We start from the raw sequence: 19,271 nt of genomic DNA on the forward strand, positions 1-19,271 counted from the left end.
TATACGTTAACTGTCTCGGTAAGCTTGCTTCCGAGATTTTGATCAAAATTAACACATCTATGACTCAGACATTTAGCTATGAAGAAGACCTCGAGGTGAAAGTAAATGTCGATCATACTAAAATTATAAACGATGTAGACTATATTGAGAAAAAATGGATAAGTTTGAGGGGCGCTAACAATTAAATATAAAGTTGTATCTTCACAGGTTCCAATAATATCAAGTTCACGTTGGTGTCAACCACATTAATACATTGTTTAACAAATAGAACTGTTAGCTTCCTTAAAACAAAAGAAAGAACCGCCCTATATACTAAGCAATTGAAAATGATTTAGACATTGTCCGATATGGTATCAATTATCAGTTAATAGATGAGATATCGTCATAGTGCTTCAACATGTCTATAATCCTGTTGACTTGTTCCCTTGGAGCTAAGAAGCCTTCGACAAATCGTCAGAGGAGAACAATAACACTGGTAAAATCTTGTCGAATATTGGTATAATATCCTCAAGTTATCTTGCACAACGGGGGTCGAGAGGGTTGTATACTTTTACTGATACGGCTGTAAACATAATATTGCCCATACTAATATTGGCAATATCATTTTTACTTAAAATGACAATAAACAGAAACTTTTCATGGGAAGGATTTTTGGACGAATGGATTAAGTTTCCTACGGATATAGTATTTCTTTCAATCTCTTTTGTGACTACTTACATTCTGACAGATGGAAGCAACTTTAAAAGTGGAACAGTGTACCTTTTTATTTTATTTTTAACCTCAATTTTTACGTTCGCATTTGCTAAGAAAGCGACGGATTTGTTTGGAACTGTGAATAGCAGAATGTGGAAATCAATCGTGTTGTTCAACATTATTTCTTACGTATTTGCTATACCTACTATAATTATTTCAATACAATTAATGTTGTCAGGGGTGAACTCAAATGGATAATGCGATAGTTTCACAAACCATATTAATAAGTATTGTTTTAATAATTGTTTTAATAATGGTTGTAGTGATAATAGCATTTTATGCTGTAAAAAATGTCCGTGAAAGAAGCAAATATAAATATGATGAATTAGAAAAGCACATGGAAATGGAGAAAATGAGAGAATATTTTGAGCGAAAAATTAACGAGTTGACTGGAAAGATGCTTAGTGATGAATCACGGTGGAAACATGTTAATCATTTACTGCTTGAGTCACAAGATTATGAGTTCAACAAGCAAACTAATGTACGTACAGAAAATGAATTCACGTTATCAAACCTTTCCGATTTTTTTAAAGATGCGGGTATTTCAAAGAGTGATTTAACTGTTGAAAAAGACTTTGTGTTTGTACTAACGCCGTTTCATTCAGACGAAAGGGATACTTATGAGACTATTCGGGATGTATGTAATAATGCCTCTTTGCGTTGTGAAAGAGGAGATGAGACGTTCATTCAAACAGATATTCTCCCACACGTATTAAAATCGATTTTTCGTGCAAGGGTGGTAATAGTTAATCTTAATGGTAGAAATCCTAATGTATTTTATGAGTTAGGGTTAGCCCATGCGTTAGGAAAACCGACTATCTTATTATCAAAATCATTAAACGAGCTTCCTTTTGATTTAAAATCAAAACGTATAATTATATATAATGACTTTAATGAACTGAAAATTGAGTTGTACAAAACCTTAACTCATATATTTGCGAAGCAATAGAAAAATATTTATATAGAAATATTGCTTTACAGACAGTGTATTTTTACAAAAAAACACAAATTCCTAATATGACAATATGTTACTGAACTTGCCTGCTTTATTACGGCCGATAAGTCCATAAGACATTAAAAGTTTCAAAAATAGGAGTAGATTTCAGAATAATTGTGATCAAATCAAATTCGAATAAAAACCAATATAAAAACCAATATAAAAACAAATTAAATTGCTGAAGTGCCGCGAGAATGAGGTTCCTTTCCCCTCATTTTCGTGGCTCTTTTATTTGCATTTAAAGGGATGTTCGTTCAGTGGAATTCACTATAGTTAACAAGATTTAAAATGCTATTAGTCGCAAAAATCTAATATATCCGTATCATCTCATGGTGCAGTCTACTCGAAACTCACTTAGTAGTGAATAATTTCGTATCATATCAACTATAACAAATCATGGTTATTCAATTGTAATAGGGTTGCTTATAATTATTACGCTTGATATCGGTAGTGGGAACGATGAAGTGGGAACGGTGGGCTCCGCAATATCTACCGCGTCCTTACCCAGCCAAAAGCTGCTGGCTAAGTCACAGTAGAACGCCTACTCCGTGCAGTGAAATGTCGCCTTTGGCGATCGCAACAAGTTGCTCATTTCTCTTTCGTCGTTTCGGCTTATCGCTCCGCCCACCGTCCTAAACTAAGATTTTGTCGTATTAAAGCAAAGCAATTTCCAACAGTTCAAATATAGTAGAAAACGGGTCGGCTCTGCGACGTTTTCTGCTGTATTCTCACTTTTGGAACATTTCAAATAAGCCTTTGCTTATTTAAAATGAACAACACAAGGAAATCAGTAACCAATAAAGGAGGTTCATGCAGAAATGGCACGTGGACGCAAAAGTAATTACATTAATAAATTAACAAGCAAGGATCAGGCAATGCTTAGAGCATTTAGAAATTGTGGTTTCTTACAAAAAAGCCACTTGCAGGATAAGCTTGGTCTAAGTGATCGTAGAATAGAGAATTTTATTCGTGATCAATATATCGAGAAGTGCGTCGTAGATAACAATAAAACAAAAGAAGCGGAGTATGTATACCGCTTGTCAAAGAAAGGACAAGAATTATGTAAGAATCATTTAAATTTGAGCAACTTTTACGCAAGTCAAAGTGTTAGACATGACAATGCACTTGCTAAAAAGTATTTTGAAATGAGTTCAGAACAACAGCTCTCTTGGCTGACTGAACGTGATTGGCGAGATCGATTTGAAGCAAAGATATCGGATCTTCGTTTTCAAGGAAAGGATCAACGTGCGGATGAATTGATCTCATTATATAAAAGAAATTTACTCAGTCTCCCAGATGGAGGCTATAGCAATGGTGAAAGTATTGTAGCAGTGGAAGTTACAACAAGTTCGTATGGGAATGAAGAAATTCAAGCAAAAGAAAATTTTACTCAAATAATGAATGCCAAGTTTCATGAAATAAAAATTTAATTTAACAAAGAAAGGGGAATTGTTAATTGGTAACATCTGCAACAAAAAAAAGTCTTTGTGACGAATATAAAGGGATATTAGAGCTTGTTTTCTTATTTGGAAAGGGGGTTATGTACAAATCACATATCGAACGACTGGCAACCCAATTTTGGGCGTGGAGTGAGCAAACAACATGGCATCTTTTGAAACTATTAGAACAAGGGGGATTAATTGAGAGGAGAAAGACATTCGGGGTTGTTTATATTAAGCTTCGCAAATTTGCTATCACATACCTGACAGGAAAAAGTCGAGAGGAAATTCGTTCAATTAATATTACTCAAGAAAAAAGAATGTTTTCTGCTTATATAGGAGAGATATTTCTACTTCACATGAATAAAATCATAACCTGGGAAAGGGCTACTCAGATATATTACCGAAGATCGTCTTTATTTCTACTTCGCGGACAAGTTTACGTTGCTCTGAGTGAGCTTGCCGAGTCTAAGGTAATGAATCAACACATTGTAGATAAGGAGGTGAAGAGGCTTAAATGTATTGAATTACGGATGCGTACTAAAGATCATGTAGAGGTACAACCAGATAAGGAATTTGATTTGAATAGCATGCATGATGGATGGATCTATTTTGATTATGCAACATCAAAAAGTAAAATTTTACACGTAGCAATTATTGATGTTACAAATCGTCTAACTCCTGGGGGAGTAGCAAAGAAAATCGCTAATACAGCTCATTATTTAATTACAACAGGAATGCTTTCCTCAGCATATAAACTGAAATTTACAATTTATGTGGCAAGTGAAGAACGGTTACAATTGTTATCCAAAAAAATATTTGCAAGAAGTCAGATTGGAGACGTTGAAAGGATTGGTAAGTTTTTAATAGACCACGAACTACTTCGAAATACTAATGTTAATGTTTTTGAGGATTGTCATAATTGGGATATCGTGAATCTCAATTTGGAAAAAACTCTGTTTCGTAATCAGAAATTATTTGTTGGATCGATGTAATTACAGAAAGTGACTCGCCAGGGTAAATGGTATGAAAGCTAAATTAAATAGCGATTTTTTATTACGGTTTTTCAACTCATCAATAATGTACACATTAATAAATCCTCGGTTTACTCTGCGTTTCATCTATTAGTAAGATTTATTTGCGTATCCTCAAAATCAATAGCCTTTTTATAGCAATGTATGCACTTACAACCATTGTTTACCTGATTCCGATTATTAGATTCGTAATCTTTTAAACAGTAGGGACAATTCCAAATATAAAGGAAAGTGCTGCCTTTATGTGAAATTTGATTTGGCAGTCTGGTATTCTTACTTGAATAAAATTTACTGATTTCAGGTTCATTTGCTTCAAGGCTTTTTTTATAAGATATTTTTGAATACTTTCGTTTTGGAAGACTTTCTTTATCTTGAATATCTTCAACGTAAAACATGCATTTCGGACATCTACCTTTTGACCTAATTAAGTTCTTGGCACTGCTTTGATTCTCAGGAAATTTATATTTGCAATTTGGACAAGAAACATTGAAAATGTGGTTTGAGCCTCTGGAAACCAAAGATGGATTTAGATTATTGTCATCCAAATGTCCCAAAAGTCCAGGGGCAGAGACTGTAAAACTGTTTTTCTCCAATACAAATACGGCATTACTATATACTTGAGGAAATATTTCTTCTAAAATTGATATCAGATATATGTCTGAATATACTTGAACTGAAATTAGGTTTAGATCCTTAATCAATTGCAAAACTCTTTGAATGGCAGGTATTAAAAAAAGATAGGTCTGATCGTGCTTAGCACAAATTATTTCAAATTGATTATTATTATATTTTAAAGGTGGCAACCCTTCCTCCCTTATTCTTATAAGCACTGATATTTCGTCAAAGGAATGTAATATTTCATTCTTTTTTTGATCACTTATCATTATTGAATTTCTTTTATGTGGGTACCCATCGTATTCAAGGGCTACCTTTAATTTACTATTAAATATATCTATCTCTATGCGTCTCCCATTAGACCATCTAACAGTCTTAAATTTTATTTTTGAAAAGCCTCCTAATAACTTGTTTAAAACAAGAAGAATTATGCCTTCTGTTTTTGAACTCTGATGTGCGGATTTATGCAAAGGGCAACCATGGCCCTGAGAAGTTCGAAGCCCAACTGCCTTCTCATAATAGCCTCTACAATATTTGCACCACCATTCAACTATACATGTTGAAAACGGAAGTATTAATACACTATTATGTTTGGGATGCAACTCATTTGCTATATCAGGGAAGCAAACTTTTAAATTATACTCAGGCGATGCCATTCTTTTACTGCAGTACGGACATGGAATATGATAATTTAAATCAGCACAACTTCGCTGAGCTTCCCATTTGTGTTTTTCACATCTAACGAAAATTCTAACGTTAGATTGAGACTTTAAGTATTCAGGAAAAATATTATGCAATTCATTTTTATTGTAGTCCCAGTAGTAATTCACGTTTTCAGGTGATGAAAAGGCTATGCTTTTCTCAAAGGGAATTTCATTGCAGAAATTACATATCGGAGACCCATGATAAATTGCTTGATAAACTTGTTTTGGAGACTTAACAAAAGAGCAACCTCTGTTTTCAAAAAAACACACCCAATGAGCATCGAATGTATCTTTACAATTAACATCATTAAAGTTCTTTCCAGATGTTTGGAAATTCTTATCTACATCCCACATTAATTCCATGGTTTTTTTATTTGGCACAATCACAAACACTACCTTTCTAATTAAAGGTAGTGTTTGCGATTATTTCGATTTATATTTATAATTTAATTTCGAGAGAAGATTGGATTATTTATACATACAATTAGAGGGATTCGAGTCTCTTGAGAAGTAGGTATTAGAAATGTATTTGGACATAAATTAACGCAGAAGAATAAAGTGACCAATGGAATTAGCATTTTCAGAGTAGCCAACTTGTAGCCGAACGGAATAATAAGAGGTAAATTTAACAAAGAGCAATTAACATCAACTATCCTCGCAACCCTTATGAAATAAGGGTTGACCACATCAATAAACTCGAATTAATACATGTTAAAAAGTACATGACAAGAGTTCGACTCCCCTCGTCTCCACCATGAAAAACCCGACCGCATGAGGTCGGGTTTTTGCATGTCGAGACGTAGGCGGGGAGTCGAACTCAGGGGGTTCAGTGCCGCGCGAACTCAACGTTAGCAAAGGAGCACGGGATTGGAATATACCGCTAAGCCAGACCTCACGCGGTCTGGCTTTTGCATGCATGCTGATAGATTTATTTTTATGATATAATGAGAATGTAAATATATGGAGGTGAACGGAAATGCGATGGGCTGAAGTACAAGAGAAATTCCCTGATGAGTGGGTTGTGTTTGAGGCTACAGAAGCACATTCCGAAGATGGATTACACTGTGTGGAATCTTTAACAATTATTGATCGATACGACGATTCTATTGAGGCAATGCACAGATATAAAGAGATTCATCGAAAACAACCAGCGAAAGAGATTTATTTCCTTCACACTTCACGATCTGATTTGAAAATTAAAGAGAAGTGGGCTGGTTTCAAAAGATGGCGGTAGAGTTGAGATTGATTTATGGACTACCCATTGTAGATATTGACATTACATTTGCAGGCCGTAAGATGCATTTGAATAATATTTTATTGGATACTGGTTCAGCTGGAACTATTTTTATGCGGATGTAGTAACAGCGATTGGCGTGAGACCAGAAGGATCAGACCAAACTGCAGTCAAACATGGTCTTGACGGCTCGGAAATTGTATTTACAAAATGGTTTGATTTAGTAACACTTGGATATATTTCTTGTTACGTCAATAGTTTCTCAACAGCCCCATGCTCTATCATAGAGAATCCCCCTTTTTCTACTGAACATGCTATTTAACATCGAGCAAATAACGTGCTGCCGGGGATATGCGATCAAAGGTAGATTTGCGAATATACTCCTGCATATTTTGCTGCTGTGGAAATTCTCGAGCGGTATAGTAAGGATGGAGCGCACGACGGTTGCCTTGAGTCCGATTGCTGGTTCCTCCATGCCATAAGTGACTGTTCATCACTGCGATGGAGCCCGCTTTACCTGTCAGCAACACTTCCTGCGGATGGGTTGCAAGGGGGTCGACGTGGTCTTTAACCGAGCCCTCCCACAAGTGCGATCCCGGAACTACACGTGTAGCGCCGTTCTCTGTGGTGAAATCATCGAGCATCCACAGTGAAATAGCTACATGGAAAGGCTCGTTCTTGGTACGGGACTGCCCCCAATCCTGATGAAGTGCCTGATGGCCTTCACCCGGTATAGCATCCCGCCCGTTAGTCGCGGATACCTTGAATTCTCTGCCGATTATATGGTTTACTGCAGCCAAAACCTGCGGATGTGTATAGATGCCATCGAAAACCTCACCTTTGTTAATCAGATCGGCCAATCTTCGTGTACCCTTTTCTTGATGCACCTCCTTGCCAGCATTTTGCCCTTCCTTGTGCATGAGCTCTTCGTAGCTCTCCCTCAAACGAATGAACCATTTTTCCTCAATTGCATTCGGCAAGACTATATACCCTTGTTCGTCTAAAGCTCTCTTCTCAACTGTAGAAAGTGTATCTTCAAATACGCCTAATGCTGCCAATGCCTCTTGTATGGATAAAATATCTTCTTGAATATTGTTCATGATGAACATCCTCCTGATATCAAATTACTTCTTTATTTACTTGTATTGTATAATAAAAGAAGTTATTTTCCAGTGAAGAAACTTGCTATAATATTACGTTTTCTTGCTAATTTATGAGGAGTGAGGACTTGATAAAAAATCTGTTTATGGATGGTAGATTTCCTGTCCTTGGGGGTTGTGGTATTAAGGATGTTGAGAAGGGCATTGGATACGTGCTTCAAATGCATCACCATCCGGACTCAACTGAGATACTGCTTATGGTGGATGGAGAAGGGAGCATTGAGATCAAGGGGGTTAACTACGCAATTGCTCCGCAATCTGTAGTCATTTATAACCAAGGTGTGTGGCATGAGGAGAATTTGCTGCCTTCCAGACCAGTTAAGATGTTATATTTCAATTGCGCTGGAATTCAGGTTCCAGGTTTGGAGCCAGGCATGCTGGTAACTGCGAATGAGCCCTGTGTATATACTTTGTCCATAGAGAAATTCGCAACCCTGGAGCAGCTGTTTATTACAATGAATGAGCTTAAATACAGTCTGGAAACTGCTGCTCATGCTGCCGCTAATCATTTGCTCGCAGCAATTCTCATGCTGCTTTTAAGAGATAGCACACATGAGTCTGTTGGAGTTACTAATCATAGCGCACAGGCAGCGGAAACAGCCAAGCATTACATAGAAGAACGCTATGCAGAAAAACTTACCTTACAATTGATTTCTGAAAAATGCTACCTAAGCACGTTCCATTTATCCCGCACCTTCAAAGCTTGTTATGGGATCAGTCCGATGAAATACTTATCCAATTACCGAATAGAAGCGGCGAAGCATTTTTTACAAACAACCAGCGATACGGTAGGGCATATTTCCGCCAAGGTGGGGTGTGAGAGTGTGACGCATTTCCAATCCGTTTTCAAGAAGACTGTTGGAATTACACCGAGTAATTATAGGAGAAAGGGTGTTGCTCTTATACATGGAAGGTAATTGGATAATCATGGCGAATTATTTATATTACTTTAAGTTTAATACATTCTTTATATATTTCTTGCAATCACAAAACTAAATTACTTAAGGGTGTGCTCAGATTGAAGAAGGTAGTCATAGCATTTATTCTAGGGTGTGCGTTAACGGCATCAACTAACGTGTTTGCAAAAGATATTAAAGAATATGTTCTGACCCAGATAGGTTATCCCATTATGGTAAACGGACAAGAATTCAAGAGTGACAGTTTACCTGCGCTAAATTACCAAGGCACTACATATCTTCCCTTGAAATCTATCAGTGATGTACTTAACGTAAAAGTGGAGTGGAATAAGGATTTGAAGCAGGTTGAGGTTGGACTTTCAACGGTTTTTGCAACACCAACTCCACCTACGCTGAGTCCGAGTCCAATTTTCACGCCAGCACCAATGCCTGAGATGACACCAATTCCAACACCAACTCCAAATGTGATAAAAGTTACAGAAGATGAAGAAATCAACAAAATAACAGGTGACTATTCTTATTTCAAATCGATTTTTAAATCAGGCGAGAGAGAATTAACAAAGAGCAATTTTATTTTTACAACTGCATACTATGAGGGTGCATTGGGTGAGAATAGCTTTTTTAAGTATTGGGATAGCTTACCAGAATATACGAAGAAGGCTTATATGATTTCCTTTACAAGAGAAATTCAAAGCATCAATCCTCAGTACACAATTCGTATTGATTTCTACTATAAGAAGAATGGCATTGACCTGGGATCGTGTTCAATTAATTTAACTGATGGCTATGTAGGAGCAGGAATAGTACCTAATCCAAGGGGATTGCAGAATGACATTAAATGAAAATGAGGTGATTGAATGAGGACCGGGGTTAAAGCCATTTTATTTCTGAGCTCAGTATCTCCGATGTTTTTAATTTTGTTTGTTCAAAATTTTAACTTTGCTATATTCCATAAAACTTCAACTGTAAATAAGTCCTTATTTTTAATAGAGCCCATTATAGCTTGGATTTTTCTGGGCTTGGTGGTTATACCTAACATTGTTTTATTTCTTATCCTAGGCAAGAGTAAGGGGAATACGCCATCGAACTGTACGATAAATGAAATTAACACAAAAAGCAGCGATGTGCTTAACTATATGGCTACCTATGTGATCCCGCTTCTTGCATTTAAAACGGATAAAATTAACGATATATTAGTATTCACTCTATTGCTCATTGTCCTAACTATTATTTATACGCATACCAACAGTTTTTTTATTAATCCTGTTTTGATAGTGTTTGGTTATAGAATACTTGAAATAAACCAGTCTATCATCCTAATTACAAAATCTGATCTTCGTAGAGGCGACACCACGGAAATATATAATATCGATAATAAGATATTTTTAGGGGTGAAAATATAATGACGACATTGGGTGAACTTGAGCAACTAAAACAACGACTGGAACAAGCGACCATTAAACGGGCGCATTTATATTTTATTTTAAAGGAAAAAAGAACCGCATCGATACCTTTTACCGTTTATAAAACAGTGCATTCCCCAGCTCTTTCAACAGCTTTCTTTGATATGTTCAAGCTTTCGCTTGATGAACTTATACGCCATCAAGTAAATATCGAACCGTATGATATAAATATGGATTCGAACGAATCGCCGCAATATATTCCACTGGAAAATGTCACCCATGCCCCGCTCATTAACCAACCGATTATCAATGATGCGACTACGGAGATATTTGAATATGTAGATGATGATACTATAAAAAAAATGTGGGCATACGCAGTAAAAGTAACCTTTGATGATGAACATATTATTTACTATCGCAAATATAGCTCTGGGAAAATATTACGTCCTGGTATTTTTAATGCGATTGCTTATAATGGTGGACGATTTACTCATGTGGAAGAGAATATATTTCAAATACCTAACGATGTCGATGCTTTCTCTTTTAATAATGAAATCGTTGTCTTGCAACCGATGAATTTCGAGCGAATATTTGGCTATGAGGAGTTGTATGAGACCGCATCTCAAAACGCCTTGCAGCAAATTGCTGCCACTCATAATTACGTTAATATGGTTGATCTAAGCACCTTCGTTGGCACGGATGGTAGAAAGAAAAGGAAGCTGGCTGCTATTCTAAATAACGGCCTTATCCCGCAAATGGGCTTCGATCAAATTTGTACAACCATTCAGCTTTATAATCTGGATATTCAAATTAATCAAGCTACCCAGGAATTCACCCTTACAGCGAAAAATGCTTTCTTATTTCTAAAAGCATTGAACGACGATTATTTGCGATCCGAAATAACGGCAAATCGATATGAGATTTCATCCAAGAGAAGGACATAAAGGTATGTTGCTTCTAAAAGGGGCTGTAAAGTTTAGGTGAAATCAATGGGATTATAGGAAGGGAGTAAAACAATGAACTTAATAAATTCAAAACCTATAGAAATAACAGATGCTACTTTATCGGGTGTTATGAAAACGGACGGAATTATTGAATGGTACATAAATATTGATTGTGGAATATTCGAAATTAGTGGACACAGCAATGCGCCTAGGATTTATCTAGAAAGGTTTGAGTGGGAAATTGATTCGATTGAAGAAATCGTGAATAGAGCTATAAACATAGAGGACGGTTCTAGTTTGAGTAATAATATCATTCTACCGGGAGAGCGTCTATGCTGCCTTTATGTATCCGAGCATCAATTTAGACGAAAATGAAGTGCGATTTTATAGAAAGGATGAAGATTTATTTATTAAATGGAAGGCAAGAAATTCAATCAAGTATCCGGAAAGATATGAAATTGATATTAACTCAAAGATAGATTTTCTTGGGATTAACTTAGGGAAAATAGAAATCGAAGAAGCTAAGAAACGCATGAGATTCAGTTGCGTAGGTCTGAGTTACTATAAGGAAGACGGAGTACTTTATCTAATACAAGAATGATTCGAGTGTAACAACATAGCGGATGTGTTGGCCAATTGTGAATAAGTTTGACCAGTCTAAACATTAATTCGGCAAAAACATTAGGAGGCAATAATAGCAGATGAAGATTTTAAGAAAAATTTTGGTTGCGGTGGCATTATTGTCTCTAATATTTAACTTGTATGAAGGTAAAAAGGTTTTCGCGGCTAATAAGTTGATAGAGGATCCTGTTCTGGAATCAGCAGTAAGAGATGTTCTTCAAAAATATAGCGGGGAACTGACTAAAGCAGATTTAGGAAAGCTGAAAACCATATATATTACTCGTAAAGGCAATAAAGTGAAAAGCCTTAAAGGCCTTGAAAATGCATCTAATTTATTCAGTTTATATTTGGCTGATAACAATATTTCGGATGTTTCGCCGATTGCTAATCTACCTAAACTAACAAATATTAACTTAGGTACAAATCAAATAAAAGATATTCGTCCACTGGGAGCTCTTCCTAGTTTGCTTGATTTGTCCATTGACCATAATCAACTGACTGATATCAGTGTTCTTAAGAATTCACCTAAGCTCGGATCTCTGAGTATCAATCATAACCAAATTAGTGACATTAGCAGCTTGGCAGCTTTAAATCAAATGTACTTTTTAAATATCAGTGAGAATTTGATTGCAGATATCGGTGCGATGAGGAATATGAAAGCTCTGAATATTTTCATGGCAGATAGTAATCTAATTAGTGATCTTAACCCGTTGAAAGGTTTAAATTTACAAATCATTAAATTAAATTCTAATAAAATCGTTGATATTTCAGCTTTGGAAAGTATGAGCGAATTAGCAAATATAGAGATGGCCCATAATGAAATCAGTGATTTAGGACCGCTTGCTAATTTAAAGCAAGTTTCGCGTATCTGGATGGGGCATAACCATATTCAGAGTCTCGAACCTTTAAAAAACCTGCCTAGCAGAATGGGATTGTACCTAAATGACAATGAAATATCGGACATATCACCGTTAATATCAACAAATGTAGATTCTATAGATTTGACTGCTAATAAGATTTCAAACGTAGATCCAATCGTTAATATCAAGTCATTGCGTTTTGCTTGGCTTTCAAATAATCAGATCAGTAATATTAGCGCATTGAAGGATGTAACTACTTTATTAGAGATCAATTTGACGTTAAACCCGCTAGATGACTCTTTTCAGCAAACCAGAGAAAAGCTAAATGTAAATGGAACAGTTGTTATGTTCGGTCATTTTCAATATGCAAACTGCTCGACAGAATGCATATACCTCTGGATAGATGGAAAAGAGAAACAGCTTGAGCTTGAGCCCCAAGTCGTGGATGGAAGAATATTGATCGCGTTAAGAGAGTTGTTTGAAACGCTTGGTGCAAAAGTTGAATGGAATCCCAATACTTCTGAAATTACGGCAACAAAAGGCGAAAGGATAGTCGTTTTAAAAGTGGGCTCGAAAGACGCTAAAATAAATGGCAAATTAAAAAGACTGGATGTGGAACCTCAATTAATAAATGAGAAAACTTATGTTCCAGTGCGTTTTGTAAGTGAAGCTTTAGGTACAGAAGTAAGGTGGGATGAATTTAGCTCAAGTGTATATATTAAAACAAATTGATAGAGTTGGAACTCCAACGAATTTATTTACCTTTTATTTCTATACTTTCTTCATGTTTTTCCTGATTATTTTCCCAGTGTATTTGTAGATTTATTCGATCACTTTCTATTACTTTGAAAACATCAAAGTCTTTATCGTTATCATTGGACTTAAATTCAATTTTAAAATCTTTATCGTTTTTATGTTTTAAGTCATCAAAGATAATACCGAGGCGAGTTATTTCCTCCTCTTGGTATTTTCCTTCTGCGATAAGTTTATCTTTATGGGAGTTGTTAAAAACATTAACTATTTGTGAGTTTAATTGTGTGCCTTGAGCAAACGAAATATGTGTAATCTCCTGTAATTCATCATTCGATCCCTTGTAGGAGTAAATAATGTTGAAAAAACGACTTCCATTTTTTTCAACGAATGAATTTTCCACATGTACATCCCACAAAGATCCGTGACCCTCATAACTATCTTTAGGTGCTCTAACTTCCTTTGAGCATGCCGAGATCAATATAACAAAGCAGAGAATTACAAAGAAACTTTTCATCTTATTTTCTCCTCCTTGATTCTAATGCAAGTTTACTTTTAATTTGCTTGCTCCTACTTTGTAAGACATTGATAATTTACTTTTTGTTGCATAGTTATATGAATTTAAATTAGGGGATGAGATAGAGATGAATATTACTACAGAACGGCTACTGATAAGAGATTTTGTCCTTGAAGATTGGACAGAGGTTCATTCCTATGCTTCAGATTCAGAGGTTGCGAAGTATATGATCTGGGGACCAAATAGCATTGAGGAGACAAGGGGATTCATCAATAGCACAATAGAAATGCAGAGGCAGGAGCCGCGTAAAGACTTCGAATGTGCCGTTATACTTAAGGAGTCTGGGATTCTTATCGGAGGCTGTGGACTTCATCAAGATGGCATGATAGGTGAAATCGGTTATTGCTTCAATCCCCTCTATTGGAGGAGGGGGTATGCTTCAGAAGCTGCATTTGCGTTAATTGATTACGGCTTCAAAGAGCTGGGTTTGCATCGAATATTTGCAACTTGCCGCCCAGATAATATCGGCTCAGCCAATGTTATGAAAAAAGTCGGTATGCAATATGAGGGGCATTTGCGCGAGCATATGTGGCACAAGGGAAAGTGGCATGATTCTTATTTGCATGCTATTTTGAAACAGGAGTGGGAAGCTCAATCCCAGAAATCTAACTCCAAGATATTAATCACTCAAGCAGAAAAATCCGATTTGGTTGTAATTCTGGCACTCCAATATTTAGCCTATCAAAGTGAAGCTAAGATTTATAGAAATCCTTTTATTCAACCATTAACGCAAACTATCGAAGAATTGCAGCAGGAGAGTACGTTTCAAGTCATACTGAAGGCAACTTTTGAGGGTAGAATAGTGGGTTCAGTGAGGGCTTATAAGGATGAAGGAACTTGTAAAATAGGTAAGCTCATCGTTCATCCAACAATCCAAAATCAAGGGCTTGGCACCAAGCTTATACTGGAAATAGAACGGATATTTGAAGATTGCCAGAGATACGAATTGTTTACAGGCATTAAAAGTGAGCGGAATATATATCTATACAATAAAATGGGGTATCAAGTCTTTAAAACAGAAGAAGTGAGCTCAAATCCGAAAATGATTTATTTGGAAAAAAATAATAGGAGTGTAACTCATGTCAAATGAGATTAATCGGCCGTAGATCCACAACCGCAAGAGGTTGTGGATTTTTACTTTCTATTACGTCCGAGTAAAGCTGTAATAACAGTAATATTTTACCGATAAATATGGACTTTAAGTATTATTTGTATTACTATGAATAATACATATAATATCGATTGAAAGGAATGAAAAGATAAGATGATTATTTCATTAGAATTAGATGGTGAAACACCACTGTATGAACAGCTTCGTAATCAGATTGTCATCGGAATTGCTACGGGGGGGCTAGCGCCCCAGGAAAAACTGCCCACAGTTCGTCAGTTAGCAGAAGATTTAGGGATCAATACGATGACGGTCAATAAAACCTATTCGCTATTGAAACAACAAGGATATATTGTGATTGATCGGCGACACGGAGCTAAGGTGAGCCCTACGATAGATGAAAGTCCTAATCATTCCGCAGAATTAGAGGGGCAGCTTCAATTAATTATTGCGCAAGCGGCTATTCGCGGAATGGATCAATCACGGTTTCAAACGATCTGCTCACAGATATTTTCGAAAATGACGTATCAGCACTAACAAATCTCATTGAAATGAGCGGATTCCTATCATAACTGCGATTTTATTAGGTTCAGCCATCCTTTGTTACATCTTGTTATTTGTTACTTACAAACCACAAGCTAAGTATAAGAATGGTATGCTGTTTGCCGTTACTTTGCCTGCTCATGCCATCGATGATAAGGATATACTAGAGGTTCGAGCTCGGTTTAATAAGCATTATAACAAGATTAGCTTATGGATGACCTTATTTCTTGTTCCTTTCTTTGTACTTCACTTTTGGACTGCCTATCAGGTTATTTATTTTTTAGGATGGTTCTGCGTTTATTTTGTTATCAGTGTTATTCCGTTTCGTCGTGCATTTCGTGATACATTGGCTTTAAAATCAGATAATGATTGGTTTGTCGGTACAAAGCGTGTGATCCAGAGCGATCTGCGTGTCGCTTATTTGAAAAATCAACGTTCAGCATCTTTGTGGCTGTTCACGATTCCATTTGCAATGACGATTGGTTTGGTGCTCTGGAGTACAAGTGTAGAAATTCAGTTATTGAGTATTATCTCTGGCGGTTTTGCAATCACTGTTATTTTTTTGCTCCTATCACTCCAATTGCGTAGAGGCAAGGCTAAAGTATACAGCACAAATAGTGAAGTGAATTTAAGCTTAAATCAAGCAAATCGCCGAGCCGTTTCTTATTTATGGCTGAGTATGGCAATAATTGAGAATATTCACTGTTTGTTGATTTGCTTAATCCTTGTTAATGGACATGGAAGTATGACCGGGGTATGGGTGGCGATTACCCTATTATTTGCTGGATTTCCGCTCTGGCTGGTATTGCATGTATATGGTAAGATCCATACCCTCGAGCAAGAAGTATTAGCACAGGACGGCAAAGCAATCTACACGGATGATGATGAATACTGGGCAAATGGTTTTAGCTATCATAATCCTCTGGATCGAACTATTTTAGTCCCCAAGCGAGTTGGAATAGGATTAACAATAAATACGGGTACCTTGACTGGTAAAATAATCATGTGGGGCACCATAGGTTTAACTGCAGCAGCTATAATAGGAGCTTGTCTCATGCTGATTCTATCGGAGCTAATATCACCCGTGTTAACCATCACACCCGATCACCAAATCGAAATTGATTATCTCATGTATTCCTTCGATTTTAATAGGAGTGAAATTAAAGAACTAAAGCTTGTTCAACAAGTACCTTCGGGGAGGAAGTCAAGTGGTGAAGCTACGGAAAAGAATTTAAGAGGGCAATTTCATTTAAAAGATATAGGTAAATCAAGACTGTATATTGTCAAAAATAATCCACCCTATATCCAAATCAAGCTGGAGGATGTCTATGTTTTCTATAATGAGAAGGATCCGCTTCTAACAAAACAGTTATATGAGCAGCTGCAAAAACAAGTAGAAAATAGTTGAGCTGAGGCTAGGGTTGCAAATTCAAGTAATCCTACCATTGCTATAGATCAAATCCACAACCAAACGAGGTTGTGGATTTTTTCTAAACCATACACTCATAGGAATGCAGAGCTTGAGGACTAGCCGCCCTAGTGCTCGATTCTATTATTAATGCCGCTTACTTTTAAGGCGGAAAGCGAAATTGCACCAAATTATGGAGATCGCCAGAATCAGCATACACCACCCAAGTGCCAACCAGACGTAATCCGTCACAGAGGTGCCGGTCAACAGCCCACGAATCGTCTCGATGACTGGTGTGATCGGTTGGTTATTGGCAACCCCTTGCAGCCAAGATGGCATTGAGCTTGTCGGGACGAATGCGCTGGATAGATAAGGAAGGAACAGCAAGATGAATCCGTAGCCGCTGGCAGCGGAAGGGCTGCCCGTGACGAGGCCGATTGCGGCGAAGAGCCAGGTAAAGGTGAGAATGAATAGGGCAATAACGCCGAGTGCCGCCAACCATTCGCCCGTGTTAGCAGTAGGGCGGAATCCGACAAGCAATGCAACGCAGATGACGATGCCTGTAGCAAGCAAATTCCGCAGGAGGCTGGCAACGACATGGCCAGTGACAACGCTTAAGCTGCTGATCGGCATCGTTCTGAATCGATTTATGATACCGTTTGTCATATCCGTCGCAACATCGACACCGGTGCTGGATGAACCGAATCCAGCGCATAATAGAATGATGCCCGGCACGACATAATTTACATAATCCCCACTCGGATCAATCGCGCCTCCGAATACATAAGTAAACATTAGCATTAACATAATGGGCAGCATGATCGACATGATAAGCGACTCGACATTTCGTAAGCTAAGGCGTATGCTGCGACCGATGAAGACGGCGTTTGTTACCGTGAAAGAAGCGGATTTGGTAATCGGCTGAAGTTTGTTCATGCGAGAGCAGCCTCCTTTTGTTCTTTCGTGGTTAAAGTAATAAAGACGTCGTCCAGGCTAGGCTTGCGAATCGTGATCCGTGTATCTGGCGGGCACATGGGGGCAACCTCGTTTAATATTTGCTGAAAATCGTGAATACTTCCGCTCGTTGGAATGGATTGAACTATTTCATCCCTTTGGTTCCGTAATTCGATTACTTCACCCCCGATACGCGCTTTCAACGTTTCAGCCGTTCCTATCGCAATAATTCTCCCGTGATCCAGCACCGCGATTTCATCAGCAAGCTGATCGGCTTCTTCCAAATATTGCGTTGTCAAAAAGATCGTCATCCCTTGTTGCTTAAGCCGTAAAATAATTCCCCAGAGGGAGCGTCGACTGACTGTGTCCAAGCCGGTTGTTGGTTCGTCGAGAAACAGCACAGGACGATGAACGACTAGGCTAACTGCCAGATCCAGCCTGCGACGCATTCCGCCTGAGTAAGTTTTTACACGCTTACCTGCGGAGGCGTCGAGTTCAAACCACCTCAGCAACTCTGCGGTTCGTAACCGGGATTCCCCGGGGGATAAGCCAGATAACCGACACATCATCATGATGTTCTCATGGCCAGTCAGTACTTCATCAACCGCCGCGAATTGACCGGTAAGACTGATCGATTGGCGGACTGCATTCCTGGCTGAGACGACGTCGTGCCCTTCAACTCGTGCGAACCCATCGTCCGGATCGGTCAGTGTTGACAGAATGTGAATCAGTGTCGTCTTGCCCGCGCCGTTTGGTCCAAGCAGTGCGAAAATCGTTCCTTTTGCAACTGTAAAACTTATTCCGTCCAGTACAGTTTGTTTACCGTAGCTTTTGCGTAGCTTACTTACTTCAATCGCATAAGTATTCATTGATCATCGTCCCGTCCTTTATATTCTAGATCATATAAAAAGGATACTATGTATGTAAGTATCTAACCTCGTTCTTCAGGCTGATTTTGGAATCGTTTGGAAGGCTGATTTAGGGAAGTGACCATGGACAGGGTGGTCGAAGGAGTGTTGTTGGTTGAATCTGCAACTATAGGAATTGTCTTATTTTGTAGAGCAGTAGGAGCCTTTGTCGAAAGTGGAATTTCTTAAAGGTATTATTAAATTTATGTAGAAAATGTGATAAAAACAAAATGTTTTATAGAGTACAAAAGTAGATTGGAGAATAGACTAGGAGTCTTTGCAAGGAATGAGAATTGTCAAAAAATGTTGTATACTAATATGAACTGTAATACTGGGATTTCT

General features: G+C 37.6%; 19 protein-coding genes. 14 read left to right on the top strand and 5 right to left on the bottom strand.

Features of this window, described 5'->3' with window-relative positions; translation table 11 throughout:
* Positions 1-943 precede the first annotated feature (943 nt).
* From EHS13_RS02165 to EHS13_RS02175, 3 genes are all read left to right on the top strand, one after another.
* Complete coding sequence (locus tag EHS13_RS02165; protein WP_155698788.1) at positions 944-1,702, top strand: TIR domain-containing protein; 759 nt, start codon at positions 944-946, stop codon at positions 1,700-1,702.
* Positions 1,703-2,568: 866 nt separating this feature from the next.
* On the top strand, positions 2,569-3,180 hold the full coding sequence (locus tag EHS13_RS02170; protein ID WP_155698789.1) for a hypothetical protein: 612 nt from the start codon (positions 2,569-2,571) through the stop codon (positions 3,178-3,180).
* Positions 3,181-3,206: 26 nt separating this feature from the next.
* Positions 3,207-4,184: a hypothetical protein gene (locus EHS13_RS02175; RefSeq protein ID WP_155698790.1), complete on the top strand. Its 978-nt coding sequence runs from the start codon at positions 3,207-3,209 to the stop codon at positions 4,182-4,184.
* 122 nt (positions 4,185-4,306) lie between these two features.
* On the opposite strand, the gene EHS13_RS02180 is transcribed toward EHS13_RS02175, so the two are convergent.
* Positions 4,307-5,923 (bottom strand): hypothetical protein, encoded by a 1,617-nt coding sequence (locus EHS13_RS02180; RefSeq protein WP_155698791.1) that lies wholly within the window; start codon positions 5,921-5,923, stop codon positions 4,307-4,309.
* Between the two features lie 595 nt (positions 5,924-6,518).
* Here EHS13_RS02180 and EHS13_RS02185 point away from each other — a divergent pair.
* Positions 6,519-6,776, top strand: a complete 258-nt coding sequence (locus EHS13_RS02185; protein WP_155698792.1) for a hypothetical protein — start codon at positions 6,519-6,521, stop codon at positions 6,774-6,776.
* Positions 6,767-6,901, top strand: coding sequence for a hypothetical protein (locus tag EHS13_RS37110; protein ID WP_264373570.1), 135 nt, complete (start codon positions 6,767-6,769; stop codon positions 6,899-6,901). Before EHS13_RS02185 ends, EHS13_RS37110 begins: the two co-directional genes overlap by 10 nt.
* Before the next feature lie 189 nt (positions 6,902-7,090).
* Here EHS13_RS37110 and EHS13_RS02190 read toward each other — a convergent pair whose 3' ends face one another.
* Positions 7,091-7,876, bottom strand: a complete 786-nt coding sequence (locus tag EHS13_RS02190; RefSeq protein ID WP_162462922.1) for a phytanoyl-CoA dioxygenase family protein — start codon at positions 7,874-7,876, stop codon at positions 7,091-7,093.
* Between the two features lie 128 nt (positions 7,877-8,004).
* Here EHS13_RS02190 and EHS13_RS02195 point away from each other — a divergent pair, with 128 nt between their 5' ends.
* The 6 genes from EHS13_RS02195 to EHS13_RS02220 all read left to right on the top strand — a co-directional run bounded on the left by EHS13_RS02195 (position 8,005) and on the right by EHS13_RS02220 (position 13,413).
* Complete coding sequence (locus tag EHS13_RS02195; protein WP_162462923.1) at positions 8,005-8,853, top strand: AraC family transcriptional regulator; 849 nt, start codon at positions 8,005-8,007, stop codon at positions 8,851-8,853.
* A 101-nt stretch (positions 8,854-8,954) separates the two neighbouring features.
* Positions 8,955-9,695: a stalk domain-containing protein gene (locus EHS13_RS02200; RefSeq protein ID WP_155698795.1), complete on the top strand. Its 741-nt coding sequence runs from the start codon at positions 8,955-8,957 to the stop codon at positions 9,693-9,695.
* 15 nt (positions 9,696-9,710) lie between these two features.
* Entirely contained in the window at positions 9,711-10,256 is a 546-nt protein-coding gene (gene kwaA / locus EHS13_RS02205; RefSeq protein ID WP_155698796.1) for an anti-phage protein KwaA, read from the top strand.
* Positions 10,256-11,200, top strand: a complete 945-nt coding sequence (locus EHS13_RS02210; RefSeq protein WP_155698797.1) for a Kiwa anti-phage protein KwaB-like domain-containing protein — start codon at positions 10,256-10,258, stop codon at positions 11,198-11,200. The genes kwaA and EHS13_RS02210 overlap by 1 nt, the downstream gene beginning before the upstream one ends.
* Before the next feature lie 72 nt (positions 11,201-11,272).
* Positions 11,273-11,575, top strand: a complete 303-nt coding sequence (locus EHS13_RS02215; RefSeq protein ID WP_155698798.1) for a hypothetical protein — start codon at positions 11,273-11,275, stop codon at positions 11,573-11,575.
* A gap of 326 nt (positions 11,576-11,901) precedes the next feature.
* The gene (locus EHS13_RS02220; RefSeq protein ID WP_155698799.1) at positions 11,902-13,413 is read left to right on the top strand and encodes a leucine-rich repeat domain-containing protein; all 1,512 of its coding nucleotides are present in this window, start codon (positions 11,902-11,904) and stop codon (positions 13,411-13,413) included.
* A 22-nt stretch (positions 13,414-13,435) separates the two neighbouring features.
* Here EHS13_RS02220 and EHS13_RS02225 read toward each other — a convergent pair whose 3' ends face one another.
* The gene (locus EHS13_RS02225) at positions 13,436-13,948 is read right to left on the bottom strand and encodes a hypothetical protein (protein WP_155698800.1); all 513 of its coding nucleotides are present in this window, start codon (positions 13,946-13,948) and stop codon (positions 13,436-13,438) included.
* Positions 13,949-14,075: 127 nt separating this feature from the next.
* On the opposite strand from EHS13_RS02225, the gene EHS13_RS37335 reads away from it, so the two are divergent.
* From EHS13_RS37335 to EHS13_RS02240, 3 genes are all read left to right on the top strand, one after another.
* Entirely contained in the window at positions 14,076-15,098 is a 1,023-nt protein-coding gene (locus EHS13_RS37335) for a GNAT family N-acetyltransferase (RefSeq protein WP_155698801.1), read from the top strand.
* A 174-nt stretch (positions 15,099-15,272) separates the two neighbouring features.
* A complete protein-coding gene (locus EHS13_RS02235) occupies positions 15,273-15,653 on the top strand; it encodes a GntR family transcriptional regulator (protein WP_155698802.1) in 381 nt (126 codons plus the stop codon).
* Between the two features lie 73 nt (positions 15,654-15,726).
* On the top strand, positions 15,727-17,067 hold the full coding sequence (locus EHS13_RS02240; RefSeq protein ID WP_227013759.1) for a DUF5808 domain-containing protein: 1,341 nt from the start codon (positions 15,727-15,729) through the stop codon (positions 17,065-17,067).
* 147 nt (positions 17,068-17,214) lie between these two features.
* Here EHS13_RS02240 and EHS13_RS02245 read toward each other — a convergent pair whose 3' ends face one another.
* Both EHS13_RS02245 and EHS13_RS02250 read right to left on the bottom strand, forming a co-directional pair.
* Positions 17,215-18,003: an ABC transporter permease gene (locus EHS13_RS02245; protein WP_155698804.1), complete on the bottom strand. Its 789-nt coding sequence runs from the start codon at positions 18,001-18,003 to the stop codon at positions 17,215-17,217.
* Entirely contained in the window at positions 18,000-18,890 is an 891-nt protein-coding gene (locus EHS13_RS02250) for an ATP-binding cassette domain-containing protein (RefSeq protein ID WP_155698805.1), read from the bottom strand. The genes EHS13_RS02245 and EHS13_RS02250 overlap by 4 nt, the downstream gene beginning before the upstream one ends.
* Between the last annotated feature and the right edge of the window lie 381 nt (positions 18,891-19,271).

The sequence above is a fragment of the Paenibacillus psychroresistens genome, from assembly GCF_009728935.1.
In the GTDB taxonomy this organism is placed as follows: domain Bacteria; phylum Bacillota; class Bacilli; order Paenibacillales; family NBRC-103111; genus Paenibacillus_AC; species Paenibacillus_AC psychroresistens.